General features: G+C 75.3%; 12 protein-coding genes, 5 tRNA genes and 1 pseudogene. 12 read left to right on the top strand and 6 right to left on the bottom strand.

All coding sequences use genetic code 11. The features are described 5' to 3' along the window. The first annotated feature begins 122 nt into the window (after nucleotides 1-122). The 5 genes from ACZ4MU_RS15310 (at nucleotide 123) to ACZ4MU_RS15290 (ending at nucleotide 8264) form a co-directional block, all read left to right on the top strand. A complete protein-coding gene (locus ACZ4MU_RS15310) occupies nucleotides 123-779 on the top strand; it encodes a GNAT family N-acetyltransferase (RefSeq protein ID WP_358836714.1) in 657 nt (218 codons plus the stop codon). Nucleotides 780-894: 115 nt separating this feature from the next. Further along, nucleotides 895-2112 carry a precorrin-6y C5,15-methyltransferase (decarboxylating) subunit CbiE gene (gene cbiE, locus ACZ4MU_RS15305; RefSeq protein ID WP_467875859.1) on the top strand — a complete coding sequence of 406 codons (1218 nt, stop codon included), beginning with the start codon at nucleotides 895-897 and terminating at the stop codon, nucleotides 2110-2112. 335 nt (nucleotides 2113-2447) lie between these two features. Further along, nucleotides 2448-6011 carry a nicotinate-nucleotide--dimethylbenzimidazole phosphoribosyltransferase gene (cobT, locus tag ACZ4MU_RS15300; protein ID WP_467875856.1) on the top strand — a complete coding sequence of 1188 codons (3564 nt, stop codon included), beginning with the start codon at nucleotides 2448-2450 and terminating at the stop codon, nucleotides 6009-6011. A gap of 143 nt (nucleotides 6012-6154) precedes the next feature. Further along, a complete protein-coding gene (gene cobA / locus ACZ4MU_RS15295; protein ID WP_467875854.1) occupies nucleotides 6155-7384 on the top strand; it encodes a uroporphyrinogen-III C-methyltransferase in 1230 nt (409 codons plus the stop codon). A gap of 64 nt (nucleotides 7385-7448) precedes the next feature. Further along, nucleotides 7449-8264, top strand: coding sequence for a TrmH family RNA methyltransferase (locus ACZ4MU_RS15290; RefSeq protein ID WP_467875851.1), 816 nt, complete (start codon nucleotides 7449-7451; stop codon nucleotides 8262-8264). 82 nt (nucleotides 8265-8346) lie between these two features. Here ACZ4MU_RS15290 and ACZ4MU_RS15285 read toward each other — a convergent pair whose 3' ends face one another. Further along, entirely contained in the window at nucleotides 8347-9573 is a 1227-nt protein-coding gene (locus tag ACZ4MU_RS15285) for a serine/threonine-protein kinase (RefSeq protein ID WP_467876355.1), read from the bottom strand. Between the two features lie 201 nt (nucleotides 9574-9774). Here ACZ4MU_RS15285 and ACZ4MU_RS15280 point away from each other — a divergent pair. The 4 genes and pseudogenes from ACZ4MU_RS15280 to ACZ4MU_RS15265 form a co-directional block, all read left to right on the top strand. Continuing rightward, a pseudogene (locus ACZ4MU_RS15280) lies at nucleotides 9775-10040 on the top strand (hypothetical protein); the annotation flags it as partial. Between the two features lie 191 nt (nucleotides 10041-10231). Further along, nucleotides 10232-10441, top strand: a complete 210-nt coding sequence (locus ACZ4MU_RS15275; RefSeq protein ID WP_467875848.1) for a hypothetical protein — start codon at nucleotides 10232-10234, stop codon at nucleotides 10439-10441. A gap of 315 nt (nucleotides 10442-10756) precedes the next feature. Next, the gene (locus ACZ4MU_RS15270; protein ID WP_467875846.1) at nucleotides 10757-11836 is read left to right on the top strand and encodes an aminoglycoside phosphotransferase family protein; all 1080 of its coding nucleotides are present in this window, start codon (nucleotides 10757-10759) and stop codon (nucleotides 11834-11836) included. 61 nt (nucleotides 11837-11897) lie between these two features. After that, nucleotides 11898-12209 carry a TFIIB-type zinc ribbon-containing protein gene (locus tag ACZ4MU_RS15265; protein WP_358836925.1) on the top strand — a complete coding sequence of 104 codons (312 nt, stop codon included), beginning with the start codon at nucleotides 11898-11900 and terminating at the stop codon, nucleotides 12207-12209. A 60-nt stretch (nucleotides 12210-12269) separates the two neighbouring features. On the opposite strand, the gene ACZ4MU_RS15260 is transcribed toward ACZ4MU_RS15265, so the two are convergent. From ACZ4MU_RS15260 to ACZ4MU_RS15240, 5 genes are all read right to left on the bottom strand, one after another. Further along, nucleotides 12270-12341: transfer RNA gene (locus tag ACZ4MU_RS15260), tRNA-Val, on the bottom strand. A 56-nt stretch (nucleotides 12342-12397) separates the two neighbouring features. Next, nucleotides 12398-12469: transfer RNA gene (locus tag ACZ4MU_RS15255), tRNA-Val, on the bottom strand. Nucleotides 12470-12495: 26 nt separating this feature from the next. Next, nucleotides 12496-12567, bottom strand: a tRNA-Val gene (locus ACZ4MU_RS15250). Between the two features lies 1 nt (nucleotide 12568). Further along, nucleotides 12569-12642, bottom strand: a tRNA-Cys gene (locus tag ACZ4MU_RS15245). Nucleotides 12643-12681: 39 nt separating this feature from the next. Further along, nucleotides 12682-12754 (bottom strand) — tRNA-Gly (locus ACZ4MU_RS15240). Nucleotides 12755-12956: 202 nt separating this feature from the next. On the opposite strand from ACZ4MU_RS15240, the gene ACZ4MU_RS15235 reads away from it, so the two are divergent. From ACZ4MU_RS15235 to ACZ4MU_RS15225, 3 genes are all read left to right on the top strand, one after another. Further along, nucleotides 12957-14003 carry a chorismate-binding protein gene (locus ACZ4MU_RS15235; RefSeq protein WP_467875843.1) on the top strand — a complete coding sequence of 349 codons (1047 nt, stop codon included), beginning with the start codon at nucleotides 12957-12959 and terminating at the stop codon, nucleotides 14001-14003. Beyond that, nucleotides 14004-14825 (top strand): aminotransferase class IV, encoded by an 822-nt coding sequence (locus ACZ4MU_RS15230; RefSeq protein ID WP_467875841.1) that lies wholly within the window; start codon nucleotides 14004-14006, stop codon nucleotides 14823-14825. Nucleotides 14826-14894: 69 nt separating this feature from the next. Further along, entirely contained in the window at nucleotides 14895-15731 is an 837-nt protein-coding gene (locus tag ACZ4MU_RS15225; RefSeq protein WP_467875838.1) for a GNAT family N-acetyltransferase, read from the top strand. Nucleotides 15732-15745: the final 14 nt, after the last annotated feature.

Below are 15745 nucleotides of genomic sequence, written 5' to 3'. Positions count from 1 at the left end.
ACACCGCCCGGTGCGCGGGGCCCCCGCGCGTCCGCCCGCCCCGCGGGCCCAACCCCGGCCATGCGCATCCCCGCGCCGATGCTGCATGCTGTGCCTTTACGGCCTGACGACCGTCCCCCGGCATGGAGCGGCACATGACTACCCCGACCCCGGTGTTCCCGGACATCTCCATCAGCACCGACCGGCTGGTGCTGCGCGCCTTCGACGAGGACGACATCCCGGCGCACATCGAGATGATGAACGACGAGCACGTCATCGCCTGGACCTCCGTGCCCCACCCCTACACGGCCCGCGACGCCCTGGAGTTCGTCCGTCTGCACGCCCCCGCCGAGCGCACCTCGGGGCGCGGCATCGTCTTCGCCGTCACCGAGTTCCTCACCCAGCGCCTCGTCGGCGTCATCCACCTCCAGAACACCAACTGGCGCACCCTGGCCACCGAGGTCGGTTACGTCATCGCCCCCTGGGCGCGCGGCGAGGGCTACGCCACCGAGGCCGTGCTCGCCGCCGCGCAGTGGCTCTTCCGCGACCAGCGCTTCGAGCGCATCGAGCTGCGCACCGCCGCCGACAACACCGCCTCCCAGCAGGTCGCGCAGAAGATCGGCTGCATCAGCGAGGGCGTACTGCGCAACGCCTGGATAGCGCGCACCCAGACGGAGGACGGCGGCTGGACGGACATCCGCACGGACCTGATCGTGTGGAGTCTGCTCCCCGAGGACCTCGACGGCGTCGCCGACCAGCTCGCCGACGCCGGGTACGCCTCGTTCGCCGACTGGAACTGAACCGGCCACCGCCCCCGCTCGCCCCGCCCCCACCCGCCCCGCACCAGGTAACCTCACCCTGGCCCGGCCCACCGGGGCCGCCCCGACCTGCGACGACTCCTGGAGACTGACGACGATGGCCGACCGCGTCACGGTGATCGGCTGGGACGGCTCGCCGCTCACCTCGGCGGCCAGGTCCGCGCTGTCCGCGGCCACCCTGGTGGCCGGCGCCGCCCACCACCTGGCGCTGCCCGAGGTGCCCCCGCGCGCCGAGCGGATCCGGCTCGGCAGCGTCGACCTCGCGGCCCGCCGGATCGCCGGTCACCGCGGCAGCGCGGTCGTGCTGGCCGACGGGGACCCCGGCTTCTTCGGCGTGGTCCGCACCCTGCGCGCCCCCGAACACGGCCTGGAGGTCGAGGTGGTGCCCGCCGTCTCGGCCGTGGCCGCCGCCTTCGCCCGGGCCGGGATGCCCTGGGACGACGCCGAGATCGTCGTCGCCCACCGCCGCACCCTGCGCCGCGCCGTCAACGTCTGCCGGGCGCACACCAAGGTCGCCGTCCTCACCTCGCCGGGCGCCGGGCCCGCCGAACTCGCCCTGCTCCTCGAAGGCGTCCACCGCACCTTCGTCATCTGCGAGGAGCTCGGCAGCGAGCGCGAACAGGTCACCGTCCTGACCTCCGACAAGGTCGCCGACCACGCCTGGCGCGACCCCAACCTGGTCATAGTCATCGGCGGCGCCCAGGGCGCGGCGCCGGGCGCCGGCTGGATCGCCGGACGCGACCCGGCCCACCCGCGGCAGGTCCGCGGCTGGGCGCTGCCCGCGCACGCGTACGGAGATGCGCTCGGCCCCGGTGAGTCCGCCGATCTGCGCGCGGCCCAGCTCGCCCGGCTCGGCCCGCGCACCGGCGACCTCGTCTGGGACATCGGCTGCGGCAGCGGGGCGCTCTCCGCCGAGGCCGCCCGGTTCGGGGCCGCCGTCATCGCCGTCGACGCCGACCCGGACGCCTGCGCCCGCACCGAGGCCGCGGGCCGCCGCTTCGGCGTCCAGCTCCAGGTCGTCGCGGGCCGCGCCCCGCACGTGCTGGAGTCGCTGCCCGAGCCCGACGTCGTCCGCGTCGGCGGCGGGGGAGCCCGGGTCGTCTCCGCCTGCGCCGACCGCCGCCCCGAGCGGATCGTCGCGCACGCCGCCACCCGCGACGGCGCCGAGGCGATCGGCGCGGCCCTCGAAGCCGGCGGGTACGACGTGGAGTGCGCCCTGTTCCAGTCCGTGGACCTGGACACGAGCGTCTGGTCGGAACGGGAACGCTCGGTCGCCTTCCTGCTCTCCGGAAGGCGCCCGGAAAGGTCCCCGTGATCTCTCCGGCGTGTCGTCCGGGGTAGGCTGGCCGACTGTTGTACCGCACCGGGCCGTTCGGCGCTACGTTCGTCAATGTCCGGAATGGGTAACCGGTTTGGGACCCTGCCGCGGTACGTCGGATCCCGGTGGAGCGCAACGTGGCGCACCCCACACGTTCCGTGGCCGAGACGGGGCGCCAGGTCGGCGATCTCCCGCGAGAATGCTGTGTGTCCGCGGGCCGTTCGCACCGCGCGGCGGGCCCGCTCGTTGTTGTCGACGGGGGCGGGGCGTGCCGTGCGAGGGCGTCCCCGGGCGCAGGCCGAAGAAGCACTACAGATGGACGAGGGGTACGCATGACTGACACCGGCCAGGTCCCGGGCGAGGGACTGCCCAAGGACGCGGGCATGGTGGAGCAGCCGGGCGTCCCCGCTCCCGGCGCGTACACCTTCCTCGACCCCTCCGACGGTTCGGCGCTCGGCGCGGACGACGACGACCTCCTGCTGATGCCGGGCGCCCAGGGCGCCTGGATCGATCCGCAGTCCGCGCCCGCCCCGCTCGCGGCCGCCGTGCCTGCGCAGTCCCCGGCGCACGCCGTCCCCGCCGCCCCGGAGCAGGCCGCCGGACCCGGCGCCCACGAGGCAGGTGGCCGCGACTCCGGCTCGGTGGACCTCGGCGCCGTCCGCACCCCGCCCGCCGCCCCGTCCGTGACGGCCCCGACCGCCCGCCGCCCGCTGCACATGGGCCCGCCGGTACCGGACGCCTCCGGCGGTGTCGTACGGTCGCTGGCCGACCGGGGACCGGCCGCGGGCGCCCCCGCCAACCCGGCGCCGGTGCGCGCCCCCGGCCCGCCGACCACCGGCCCCGAGTACCTCGACGTGCCCCGCGAGGAGACGGCCGCGCCGGTGCCCGCGCCCCAGCTGAGCGAGCTTCCCCCGCAGGGGGCGACGCCGTGGGAGTCCGCGGCGCCGCACGAGCCCGCCCAGGCATCCGCGCCGCAGCCCGCGCCCGCCCCGGAGCCGCAGCCCGCGCCCCAGTCGGCCGGGCAGCCGCTCCCGCCGGCCGAGCCGGTGGCGGCCGAGCCCGTGGCCGTTGAGCCCACGACTGCCGAGGCCGTTCAGCCACTGCCCGCCGAGGCCGCCGAGCCGCAGCCCGCCGACGCCGCCGAGCCGCAGCCCGCCCAGCCGCAGCCTGGCGACGTCGCCCAGCCCCAGCCTGCCGAGGCCGCCGAGCCGCAGCCCGTGCAGTCCCAGCAGCCCCTCGCGCAGCCGGAACCCCAGCAGTCCCAGCAGCCCCAGAACGGCCTGGTCAGCGGCGCAGAAACGGTCGTTCCGCAGGAGCTCGCTCCGGTCGGCGCGCCCGCGCCCGTACACGCCGTCGCCTCCGAGCAGCCGGCGCCCGCCGAGGCGCCGACTCCGACGCCGCAGGGCATGCCCGAGGCGGCCGTGCAGCCGCCCGCCGCCGCTCAGTTCCCGCCGGTGGAGGGCTCGGCCCCGGCCGGGCCGCAGCCGGTCCCGGCGGCCGCCGAGCAGGTCGCGGCCCAGGCCGCCGAGCCCGCTCCCGTATCCGTACCCGAGGCCGTTCCGGCGCCCGCCGACGCGGTTGCCGAGACGGCCGCCGCGCCGGCCGAGCCCCAGGCGCGGGCACCGCAGCCGGTGCCGTCCCCCGAGCCCGAAGCCGTCCCCGTGGAGTCGGCGCCGCAGCCGGTCGTCGAGACGGGTGCCGAGGCCGTGGCGCCGGTGGCGCCCGCCGCAGCGGCGCACGACGAGGCCCCGGAGGAACCGTCGCGGGAGCCGGAGGAGGTGGCCGAGCCCGTCGCCGTGATGGCCGCGACCGCGCCGGAGCCGGTCGCCGTGGCGTCGCGGGCCCCGGCGCCCGTGGCGGCGCCCGCGCCCGCCCCGGAGGCCCAGGGGCAGTTCCCGGCCCCCCTTCCCGAGCAGGACGCGGCGGAGCCGCAGGCCGTGGCCGCCCCGGCGGCGCCCGTCGTGCCCGTACCGCGTACCGAGTCCGTCCCCGAGCCGCGGCCCGAGACGGTCCCGGCCGCTCCCGAGGCCGCGCCGCAGGAGCGGATCCCCGCCCCGGTGATCATCGAGGACGACGAGGACGCGGCCGAGGAGCTCGTCCCCGCCGCCGCGACCGAGCAGGGTGAGCCCTTCGCCGAGGTCCACGACGAGGACGCCCCCGCGGGCGCCCCGGCCCCCGGCTACGCGGACGCCGAGCGCGAGGCCGTGCTGCGCGTGATGCGCGAGCGCCGCGACATCCGCAACGGCTTCCGTGGCGACCCGATCCCGCACGAGGTGCTGCTGCGCGTCCTGGAGGCCGCCCACACCGCCCCGAGCGTGGGCCACTCGCAGCCCTGGGACTTCGTGGTCATCCGTTCCGCCGAGACCCGCCGCACCATGCACGAGCTCGCCCAGCGCCAGCGCGACGCGTACGCGAAGTCGCTGCCCAAGGGCCGCGCCAAGCAGTTCAAGGAACTGAAGATCGAGGCCATCCTCGACACCCCGGTGAACATCGTGGTCACCGCCGACCCCACCCGTGGCGGCCGGCACACCCTGGGCCGCTACACCCAGCCGCAGATGGCCCCGTACTCCTCGGCGCTCGCCGTCGAGAACCTGTGGCTCGCCGCCCGCGCCGAGGGCCTCGGCGTCGGCTGGGTCTCCTTCTTCGACGAGCGCGAGATGGTCCGCGCGCTGGGTCTGCCCGAGCACCTGGAGGTCGTCGCCTACCTGTGCGTGGGGTACGTGGACGAGTTCCCGGAGGAGCCCGAGCTGATGCAGGCGGGCTGGTCCAAGCGGCGCCCGCTGTCCTGGGTGGTCCACGAGGAGACGTACGGCCGCCGCGCCCTGCCCGGCGAGGACCCGCACGACCTGCTCCAGGAGACCGTCGCCGGGATCCGCCCGCTGGACGCCAAGGCGCTCGGCGAGGCGTGGGAGCGGCAGAAGCGGATGACCAAGCCGGCCGGTGCGCTCGGCATGCTGGAGATCATCTCCGCGCAGCTCAGCGGACTGTCCCGCAAGTGCCCGCCGCCGATCCCGGAGCCCGCGGCCGTCGCCATCTTCGCGGGCGACCACGGGGTGCACGCCCAGGGCGTCACCCCCTGGCCGCAGGAGGTCACCGGCCAGATGGTCGCCAACTTCCTGGGCGGCGGCGCGGTCTGCAACGCCTTCGCCAACCAGGTCGGCGCCGAGGTCTGCGTCATCGACGTCGGGGTGGCCAGTGAACTCCCGGCCACCCCGGGGCTGCTGCCCCGCAAGGTGCGCCCCGGCACCGGCGACATGACCACCGGCCCCGCCATGACGCGCGAGGAGGTCGTCGCGGCCGTCGAGGTCGGCATCGAGACCGCCCGCGACCTGGTGGCGGCGGGCAACAAGGCGCTGCTCACCGGTGAGATGGGCATCGCCAACACCACCGTGTCGGCCGCCCTGATCTCGCTCTACACCGGCGTCGATCCGGCCGAGGTCACCGGCCGCGGCACCGGCATCAACGACGAGACGCACGCCCGCAAGGTCGACGTGGTCCGCCGCGCCCTGGAGCTGCACAGCCCCGACCCGGCCGACCCGATCGGCGTCCTCGCCGGGATCGGCGGCCTGGAGCACGCGGCCATGGTCGGCTTCATCCTCGGCGGCGCCTCGCTGCGTACGCCGGTGATCCTGGACGGTGTCAGCGCGGGCGCCGCGGCCCTGGTCGCCCGGGCCATCGCCCCGGAGTCCCTGGCGGCGTGCATCGCGGGCCACCGCAGCGCGGAGCCCGGCCACGCGGCGGCCCTGAACAAGCTGGGGCTGCGCCCGCTGGTCGACCTGGACCTGCGCCTGGGCGAGGGCACCGGCGCGCTGCTGGCCCTGCCGCTGGTCCAGAGCGCGGCGCGGGCGATGCACGAGGTCGCGACCTTCGACTCGGCCGGAGTCACCGAGAAGTAGCCACGGCCGTACCCGGTGTGCCCGCCCGTCCCGCAGTGCGGAACGGGCGGGCGCACCGGGCGACGGTCCGCAGACAATGAGGTCCGGGGCGACGCCCCGTCCTTCGACGACGCCCGACGACGCCGCACCAGGAGCCACCCGCCATGGCAGAACACCCCGCGTACCCCGTAGGCCTGCGCCTGACCGGCCGCCGCGTCGTCGTCGTCGGCGGCGGCCAGGTCGCCCAGCGCCGCCTGCCCGCCCTCATCGCGGCCGGTGCCGACGTCGTCCTGGTCTCCCCGGGGGCCACCCCCTCCGTGGAGGCCATGGCGGACACCGGCGAGATCACCTGGCACCGCCGAGGTTACGAGGACGGCGACCTCGCCGACGCCTGGTACGCCCTGGTCGCCAGCAGCGACGCCGAGGCCAACCGGCGCGCCTCCGCCGAGGCCGAGCGCCGCCGCGTCTGGTGCGTGCGCTCCGACGACGCCACCCAGGCCACCGCCTGGACCCCGGCCACCGGCCGCACCGAGGGCGTCACCGTCGCCGTGCTCACCGGCGGCGCCCCCGACCCCCGCCGCACCGCCGCCGTCCGCGACGCGGTGGTGGAGGGGCTGCGCGACGGCACCCTGGTCGCCCCGCACCACCGCGACCGCACCCCCGGCGTCGCCCTCGTCGGCGGCGGCCCCGGCGACCCGGACCTCATCACCGTCCGCGGCCGCCGGCTGCTCGCCGAGGCCGATGTGGTCATCGCCGACCGGCTCGGCCCGCGCGACCTGCTCGACGAACTCCCGCCGCACGTCGAGGTGATCGACGCGGCGAAGATCCCGTACGGCCGCTTCATGGCCCAGGAGGCCATCAACAACGCCCTGATCGAGCACGCCAAGGCGGGCAAGGCCGTCGTCCGGCTCAAGGGCGGCGACCCGTACGTCTTCGGTCGCGGCATGGAGGAGCTGCACGCGCTCGCCGAGGCGGGTATCGCCTGCACGGTCGTCCCCGGCATCTCCAGCTCGATCTCGGTGCCGGGCGCGGCGGGCATCCCCGTCACCCACCGGGGCGTGGCCCATGAGTTCACCGTGGTCAGCGGCCATGTGGCGCCCGACGACCCGCGTTCGCTGGTGGACTGGGAGGCGCTCGCCCGGCTGACCGGGACGCTGGTGATCCTGATGGGTGTCGACAAGATCGGCGCGATCGCCCGGACGCTGATCGCCCACGGCAAGAGCCCACAGACCCCGGTGGCCCTGGTCCAGGAGGGCACCACCGCCGCCCAGCGCCGCGTCGACGCGACGCTGGCCACCGTGGGGGAGACTGTGACCACGCAGGACGTACGGCCGCCGGCCGTCATCGTGATCGGTGACGTGGTCGCCGTCGGTCCCGCGCTCCCGACCATGTAACCGGCGGTAACGGATCTCGGTCCGCGCCGTTGGCACCACACCCAGGACAAGGCAGTATCACCCTGTGGCTGATCTCATCACCATCGACGACCCCGACGACCCGCGTCTGCGGGACTACACGGGCCTGACCGACGTCGAGCTGCGGCGCAGGCGCGAGCCCGCCGAGGGCCTGTTCATCGCCGAGGGCGAGAAGGTCATCAGACGGGCCAAGGACGCCGGTTACGAGATGCGGTCCATGCTGCTCTCGGCCAAGTGGGTCGACGTCATGCGCGACGTCATCGACGAGCTCCCCGCGCCCGTCTACGCGGTCAGCCCCGACCTCGCCGAGCGCGTCACCGGCTACCACGTGCACCGCGGGGCCCTCGCCTCGATGCAGCGCAAGCCGCTGCCGTCGGCCGAGGAGATCCTGGCCACCACCCGCCGGGTCGCCGTGATGGAAGCCGTCAACGACCACACCAACATCGGCGCGATCTTCCGCAGCGCCGCCGCCCTCGGCATGGACGCAGTCCTGCTCTCGCCGGACTGCGCCGACCCGCTCTACCGCCGCTCGGTGAAGGTCTCCATGGGCGCCGTCTTCTCCGTCCCCTACGCGCGCCTGGAGTCCTGGCCCAAGAGCCTGGCGACGGTACGGGAAGCGGGCTTCCGGCTGCTCGCCCTCACCCCGGACGAGAAGGCCTCGGCGATCAACGAGGCCGCGCCCCACCGGCTGGAGAAGGTGGCCCTGATGCTCGGCGCCGAGGGCGACGGCCTCTCCACCCAGGCCCTGATGGCGGCCGACGAATGGGTCCGCATCCCGATGGCCCACGGCGTCGACTCGCTCAACGTGGGCGCGGCGGCGGCGGTGGCGTTCTACGCGGTGGCGACGGGCAGGCCGGAATAGCACGGGACCAAGCGTCCCGGTACCGGATGCCCCGCGCGACTGGCCACGGGCACCCCGCGGCCGCACAGCCGCCGTCAGGCCCCTAGAGCTGCTGCGCGGCGGCGATCCCCAGCGCCACGATCAGCGTGACGACGAAGAACACGATCAGCCGCTGGCGCAGCAGCCGTGGATTGGCCGGGCGCAGCCGTCCCGTCCCGGTACGGGCCCCGGGGCGCGTACCGGGACGCCCGTTGGTCCCGTTCGTACGGCTGCCCGTCCGGGCACCACTGCGGGGCGCGGGCGGCCGGGAGCCCCCCGTGCGCGGCGCGGAGGGACGCGGCGCCCCGGCCCGCTGCCCCGCGCCCGTACCCCGCCCGCTCTCCGTGTACCGCTGCGTACGCTCGTCGTGCTCGTACCGCTCGGTGCGCTCGGGCAGCCGCCCGGTGGGCCGGTCCGCCTCGGAGCGGTCGCGCTGGGCGGGCGGGCGCGCGTCCAGACCGCCGCCGCCCTGCGCCTCCCGCGCCGCGATCTCCTTGAGCCGCATCGAGAGCTGGAGCGTGCTGGGCCGCTCCTCGGGGTCCTTGGCCAGACAGGCCCGCACCAGCGGCGCCAGCGCGTCCGGCACCCCGTGCAGCTGCGGCTCCTCGTGCACCACCCGGTAGAGCATGACCTCCGAACTGCCGTGCCCGAAGGGCGAGTCGCCCATCGCCGCGTACGCCAGCGTCGCGCCCAGCGAGAAGACGTCGGTGGCGGGCGTGACCGCCGCGCCGCGCACCTGCTCGGGCGCGAGGAAGCCGGGCGAGCCCACCGCCGTGCCCACGTGGGTCAGCGTGGAGGCGCCGGTCGCCCAGGCGATGCCGAAGTCGATGATCCTGGGGCCCTTGGGGGAGAGCAGGATGTTGGACGGCTTCAGGTCCCGGTGCACCACCCCGGCCTCGTGCACCGCCACCAGGCCCTCGGAGAGCGCGGCGCCGATCGCGGCCGCCTCGGCCGCGGCCAGCGGGCCCTCCTCGGCGACCTTGTCGTGCAGTGAGGGACCCGGTACGTACTGCGTCGCGAACCAGGGGCGCTCCGCCTCCAGGTCGGCCGCGACGAGGCGGGCCGTGCAGCCGCCGCGGATGCGCCGGGCCGCCGACACCTCGCGCGCGAAGCGCGAGCGGAACTCCTGGTCCTCGGCGAGGTCGGGGCGGATCACCTTCAGCGCGACCCGCTGGCCGCGCCGGTCGGAGCCGAGGTAGACGACACCCATGCCACCCGCGCCCAGGCGCCGGTGGAGCCGGAACGAGCCGACGACACGCGGGTCCTCGCGCCGGAGCCGCATCATCGCCATGTTCATCCCCGCTGCCCGGTCCTGTTGACGTGGCACAGCTTACGTACCCCCGGCCCGGTGTGCTCATAGGCCGCGCCCTCACCCCCCGATCGATTGTCAGTGCCCGGTGGGAAACGTGAGGAGTGGTCAGCAGCCGCCCGTGCCGGGCGCGCCGGCGCGAGCGCCCGCTCAACGGTCCGTCGCAGAAGGGGGATTGATTCGGTGAAGGGTGACTGCGTGGAGAGGGTCGTGGACGCGGCTACCACGACACGGAGGTACGAAGTGGTGGCAAGCCGGACGGGTCGCGGGGTGGCGACAGCGGTCCGCCGGGGGGTGACGGAAGTGAGCGAAGTCACCCCGGGGGAGGGGCGGTGGTGCGCACCGCGCGCTTCCCGGCCGACCGGGTCCTGGGCCTGGCCGAGCAGCCCGTCCCCGGGGAGGACGCGTCGCGGGCGCGGGCCCGTCCCCTCCGGGAAGACCCCAAGTCCCGGGCCCGCGTCTCCACCCAGGGGAGTACGGGAAGGGGGACCCACTCATCCCCTGGGAGGCCCGGCAATCGGTACGAGGGCATGACGCCCGGCGCCCGCCGTTTCCCTACTGTTGTGGTCAAGCGGCGGGCGTAGCACTCGTCCCCCGAGGTCAGACGCCCGCCGCTGTCCATACGAACAGGAGAGGGACCATGGCGGACACGGCAACGCGGACGGTCTTCCGCACGCGAGGACGCAGGGCTTACGCCGCGGCGTTCGGCGCCCGCCGGTCCGGTCCGCGCCACCCCCTGGTGGCGACGGCCATGGCCCTTCCCCTGGCGGCCCTGCTGACAGTCGTCTTCGGCGGCTGGGACGCGGTGGTCACACAAGCGTCGTCCGTGGGCGTGATGCTGGGGCGCTGAGCGGCGCCCCGGACCCGGTAGAGCGGACCGGGTCGGGGACATCCGGCCATTTCAGCCCCGTGGGGACGGGGGTGCGGCGGACGGCAGTAAAAAGGCGTTGCCCGGACGGCTGGGGAGCCGTCCGGGCAACGCCTTTTGCATGGGCCGGTGGTGTGGCCGCCGGGCCGTCCGTGGCTGGTCGCGCCCACGCGGCGGAGCCGCACATGTCACAGCCCCGCGCCCCCTCGGAGCGGGCCGACGCGCCGGACCTCCGGCTGCCGGGCACCCCCGGGAGGCTCCCGGCCGGCGCGGGCCAAGCCGTACGCTGGGAGACTCATGCCTCCCTCACTCGTCGCCACCCTGGCCGAGGCCGCCCGCACGGCGGCCCACCACTCACCCCGCCACCCGTGCGGTGCGTGCGCGGCGGCCGATCGGGAGCCGGGGGACGGGTTCCGCGCCCTCGGTGCCGAGGTCCTCGCGGACCGGCCGGACGGGACCGTCGTGCGGCACGGCCGCGTCGTGGCCAAGGCACATGCCCCTGACACGGACCGCGCCGCGCTGGACGTCCGCCTGGCCGTCGCCGCACACCCCCTCCTGCACGGCGTACTGCTGGCACCCCTGAAGCACGCCCCCACCGGGGCTTCCGTCCCGTCCGGCCCCGTCCCCCCGAGGGGCGCGGAGAACCGCGCGTCCAGCCCCCACCGGCCCGCAGATGAACGCGCAGCCCTGCCGTGCCGCCCCGTCACCCTCTGGCCCCACGGCACCCCCGTGGACCCCACGGACCCCGACAGCGCCCCCTGGGCGGAGGCCGGGCGGCTGCTCGCGGGCCTGCACCGGGTGCCGACGGACGCGCTGCCCGGGCCGCTGCCCGCCATGCGGGGGCCTCTCAAGGCGGCCCGGGCCGTGGCGCGGATGCGGGCGGCCGGGGTCCGGGGCCCGGCGGGGGAGGCCGTGCTGCGGGCCTGGGGCCAACTCCCCGCCTGGGCCCGGGCCGAGCTCCCGCATCCCGGCCCGGCCGAGGGCGCCGCCCGCCTCTGCCACGGCGACCTCCACCTCGGCCAGCTCGTGCGCCACCCCGGCACCGGCGACTGGCTGCTCATCGACGTGGACGACCTGGGACTCGGCGCACCGGCCTGGGACTTGGCGCGCCCCGCCGCCTGGTACGCGGCGGGCCTGCTCGACCCCGCCGACTGGGCCCGCTTCCTCGCCGCGTACCGGGAGGCGGGCGGCCCCGCAGTCCCCCCGGAGGGCGACCCGTGGCCCCAACTCGACGTGCCCGCCCGCGCCCTGACCGTGCAGGCGGCGGCCCTGGCCCTCGCCAAGTGCGCCGCCGGGCGCCGGGCTCCGGACGAGGCGGAGCAGGCCGTGGTCGGGAGCTGTACCCGAATCGCGGCACTCCCGCCCGGACTGCCGTGACGCGGGCCCACGTAGGGTGCTGCTTGCCCATTGGAAGTAACGGCGAGGAGTTGAGCCGGTCATGCAGTGTCCCAAGTGTCACGCGCCCATGCACACGTACAACCGCAACGGTGTCCAGATCGAGCAGTGCAGCGGTTGCCGGGGGATCTTCCTCGACTACGGGGAGCTGGAGTCGCTGACCCAGCTGGAGGCGCAGTGGGTGCAGCAGGCGCCGCCCGCCCCGCAGGCCTACCCCGCGCCCCCGGCCCCGCAGGGCTACCCGGCCCAGGCCCCGCACGCCCCCGCCTGGGGCGCCCCGCAGCACGGTGGCCACGGCGGTCACTACGGCCACAAGCGCCACAAGGGCTTCGGCCACATGCTCTTCTCGTCCTGACCCGCCCCCAGGGGAACGACGAAGCCCCCGGCCTTCGAGAAGGCCGGGGGCTCCGGGCTGTGCGCGATACTGGGATTGAACCAGTGACCTCTTCCGTGTCAGGGAAGCGCTCTCCCGCTGAGCTAATCGCGCGGGATCGGTCAGAACCATACAGGACGGCTGCGGACCGGGTCGTACTGCCTGCTGCGTGCGCGATACTGGGATTGAACCAGTGACCTCTTCCGTGTCAGGGAAGCGCTCTCCCGCTGAGCTAATCGCGCGGGTACGGACCTTCGAGAAGATCCAGTGGACGATACTGGGATTGAACCAGTGACCTCTTCCGTGTCAGGGAAGCGCTCTCCCGCTGAGCTAATCGTCCTTGGAGGTGGAGACGGGATTTGAACCCGTGTAGACGGCTTTGCAGGCCGTTGCCTCGCCTCTCGGCCACTCCACCAGGAGTGAGAGCAGGGGTTCGGGAAGATCCCCCACATCGAGCGGACGACGAGATTCGAACTCGCGACCCTCACCTTGGCAAGGTGATGCTCTACCAACTGAGCCACGTCCGCTTGTCGGTTCCGTTCCGCTTGCGCGTCCCGGCGACGTGTTGAACTCTAGCGGATTCCCGGGCCAGTACAAAAACGCGTTTGTGCAGCGTGCTGCGGTGTGCCCGCCCCGCACCCGCCGCCCGGCCCGCCCCGCGCCCGGTGTCGTCCCAGGTCCGCGCCCGGTCCGGGGCGCCCGCGCGGCGGCGCCCCTAGACTCACAACCGTGCATGACCTCGCTCCTCTGGCCCGTTTCGGCGGGCTCCTCGCCTCCGATCTCCGCGATGTGACCGCCGACCCGGAGGCGCTGGACTCCTCCGGCTTCTGGGCGGTCGCGGCCGACTTCGAGGGCCGTCTCGTCTGCGCCCGCTTCGCGGACGTACGGCCCGCACCCGTGCCCGCTCCCGTCCCGGGCGCCTGGCGCGGGCCCGCCGCCGGTGACTGGACGTCGTCGCTCGACCGCGCCGCGTACCTCGCGGGCGTACGCAGGATCCGCGAGCACATCGCGGCCGGCGAGGTCTACCAGGCCAACCTCTGCCGCGTCCTGAGCGCCCCGCTGCCCGACCCGGCCCGCGCCGACGTCGACGCGCTCACCGCCCTGCTCGCCCGGGGCAACCCGGCCCCCTTCGCGGGAACGATCCGGCTGCCCGCGCACGGCGTGGAGATCGCCACCGCCTCGCCCGAGCTGTTCCTGCGGCGTACGGGACGGGTCGTGGAGTCCGGGCCGATCAAGGGGACCGGCCGCACGGCGGCGGACCTCCTGGAGAAGGACCATGCCGAGAACGTGATGATCGTCGACCTGGTCCGCAACGACCTGGGCCGGGTCTGCGCCACCGGCTCGGTCACCGTCCCCGAGCTCTGCGCGGTCGAGCCGCACCCGGGCCTGGTCCACCTCGTCTCGACCGTCCGCGGCGAACTGCGCGAGGGGGCGGGCTGGCGGGAGCTCCTCGACGCCTCCTTCCCGCCCGGCTCGGTCACCGGGGCGCCCAAGTCCAGCGCGCTGCGGATCATCGAGGCGCTGGAGAGGGCCCCGCGCGGCCCCTACTGCGGCGGCATCGGCTGGGTCGACGCCGACCGGCGCCGCGGCGAGCTCGCCGTCGGCATACGCACCTTCTGGATCGACCGCCCGCACGGCGTTCTGCGCTTCGGCACCGGCGCGGGCATCACCTGGGGCTCGGACCCCGAGCGCGAGTGGGCGGAGACCGAGCTGAAGGCGGAGAGGCTCCTCGCGGTAGCGTCGGGCGCCCGTACGCCGAGTGGAAGGACCGCGTAGATGCAGATATGGGTGAACGGCGGACTGCGGGACGCCGACGCCGCACAGGTGTCCGTCCTCGACCACGGGATGACCGTGGGCGACGGCATCTTCGAGACGGTGAAGGCGAGGGAGGGCACCCTGTTCGCGCTCACCCGCCATCTCGCCCGGCTGACCCGCTCGGCCCGGGGTCTCGGGCTGCCCGACCCCGACCTCGACGAGGTCCGCCGCGCCTGCGCCGCCGTGCTGGAGGCCAACCCCGTCGCGCTCGGCCGGCTGCGGATCACCTACACCGGCGGCCTCTCCCCGCTCGGCTCCGACCGGGGCGACGCGGGCCCCACCCTGGTGGTGGCCCTCGGCGAGAGCACCCGGCGCCCCGACTCCACCGCCGTGATCACCGTCCCCTGGACGCGCAACGAGCGCAGCGCCGTCGCCGGGCTCAAGACCACCTCGTACGCCGAGAACGTCGTCGCGCTGGCCCGCGCGCACGAGCGGGGCGCGACCGAGGCGCTTTTCGGCAACACCGTCGGGGCGCTCTGCGAGGGGACCGGGTCCAACGTCTTCGTCGTCGTCGACGGACAGCTGCACACCCCGCCGCTCGCCTCCGGCTGCCTCGCCGGGATCACCCGCGAGCTGGTCGTGGAGTGGACCGGCGCCCAGGAGACCGCGCTGCCCCTCGCGGTGCTGGAGAGCGCCGAGGAGGTCTTCCTGACCTCCACGCTCCGGGACGTCCAGGCCGTGCACCGGGTGGACGGCCGGGAGCTGACGGGCACGCCGGGCCCGGTCACCGCCAAGGCGATGCGCGTCTTCGACGAGCGGGCCGCCGCCGACCTCGACCCGTAACGGCCCGTGGAGCCCGCATCCCGGCAAATCCGGTGACGCAGGGGCGGCCCGGCAGGTACAACGGCCTTGATGACCACCACCATCCGGCCGACCGGGCCGCTCCAGCAGGGCGCCGACGGCGCCGCCTCCCGTACGTACGACGTCTGCGTCAACAGCAGACGCGTCGGCACGATCACCCTCGCCACCGACCCCGCGTTCGGCCCCGCCATGGGGGTGATCAGCGGGCTGAGTGTCGACGAGCCCGACCGGGGCCGCGGCCGGGGGACCGTCGCCCTGCTCGCCGCCGAGGAGGTGCTGCGGGGCTGGGGCTGCACCCAGGTGCGCGCGGCGGTGCCGGCGGACGCCGTGGCGGCCCTGCGGCTGGCCGACGCGCTCGGCTACACCGAGCGCAGCCGCGTCATGACCAAGCGGCTGCCCGCCGAGCCGCCCGCCCTGCCCGCCCAGGTCGCGGGGCGGCCGATGACCGAGGCCGAGTTCACCGTCTGGCACCACGACGAGCAGGAGAACTACGCCCGGGCCTGGATCGCCCGGGGCATCCCGGCCGACCAGGCCCGCGCCAAGGCCGAGGCCGACCACCGCGAACTGCTCCCCGAGGGCCTGGCGACGCCCGGCGCCCATCTGGAGGTGCTGGTCAGCGGCGGCGCGGTGGTCGGGCACGTCTGGGTGGCCCGGCGGCGGCCGGACGAGAACCCCGGCGCGTACGTGTACGACGTGGCCGTCGCCGAGGAGCACCGGGGCCGGGGCCACGGCCGGTCCCTGATGCTGCTGGCCGAGCGGGCGGCGCTGGCCGACGGGATGTCCACGCTGGACCTGCACGTCTTCACCGACAACATCCCGGCCCTGCGGCTCTACGAGTCGCTGGGGTACGAGCCGGTCGAGTACAACCGGGCCAAGCCCCTTCTCTGAGAAGGGGCGGCGGT

It is taken from the genome of Streptomyces sp. NPDC026377 (assembly GCF_055567715.1).
The sequence above is the reverse complement of the archived record's forward strand: the minus strand, read 5'-3'. Positions and strand labels throughout refer to the sequence as shown.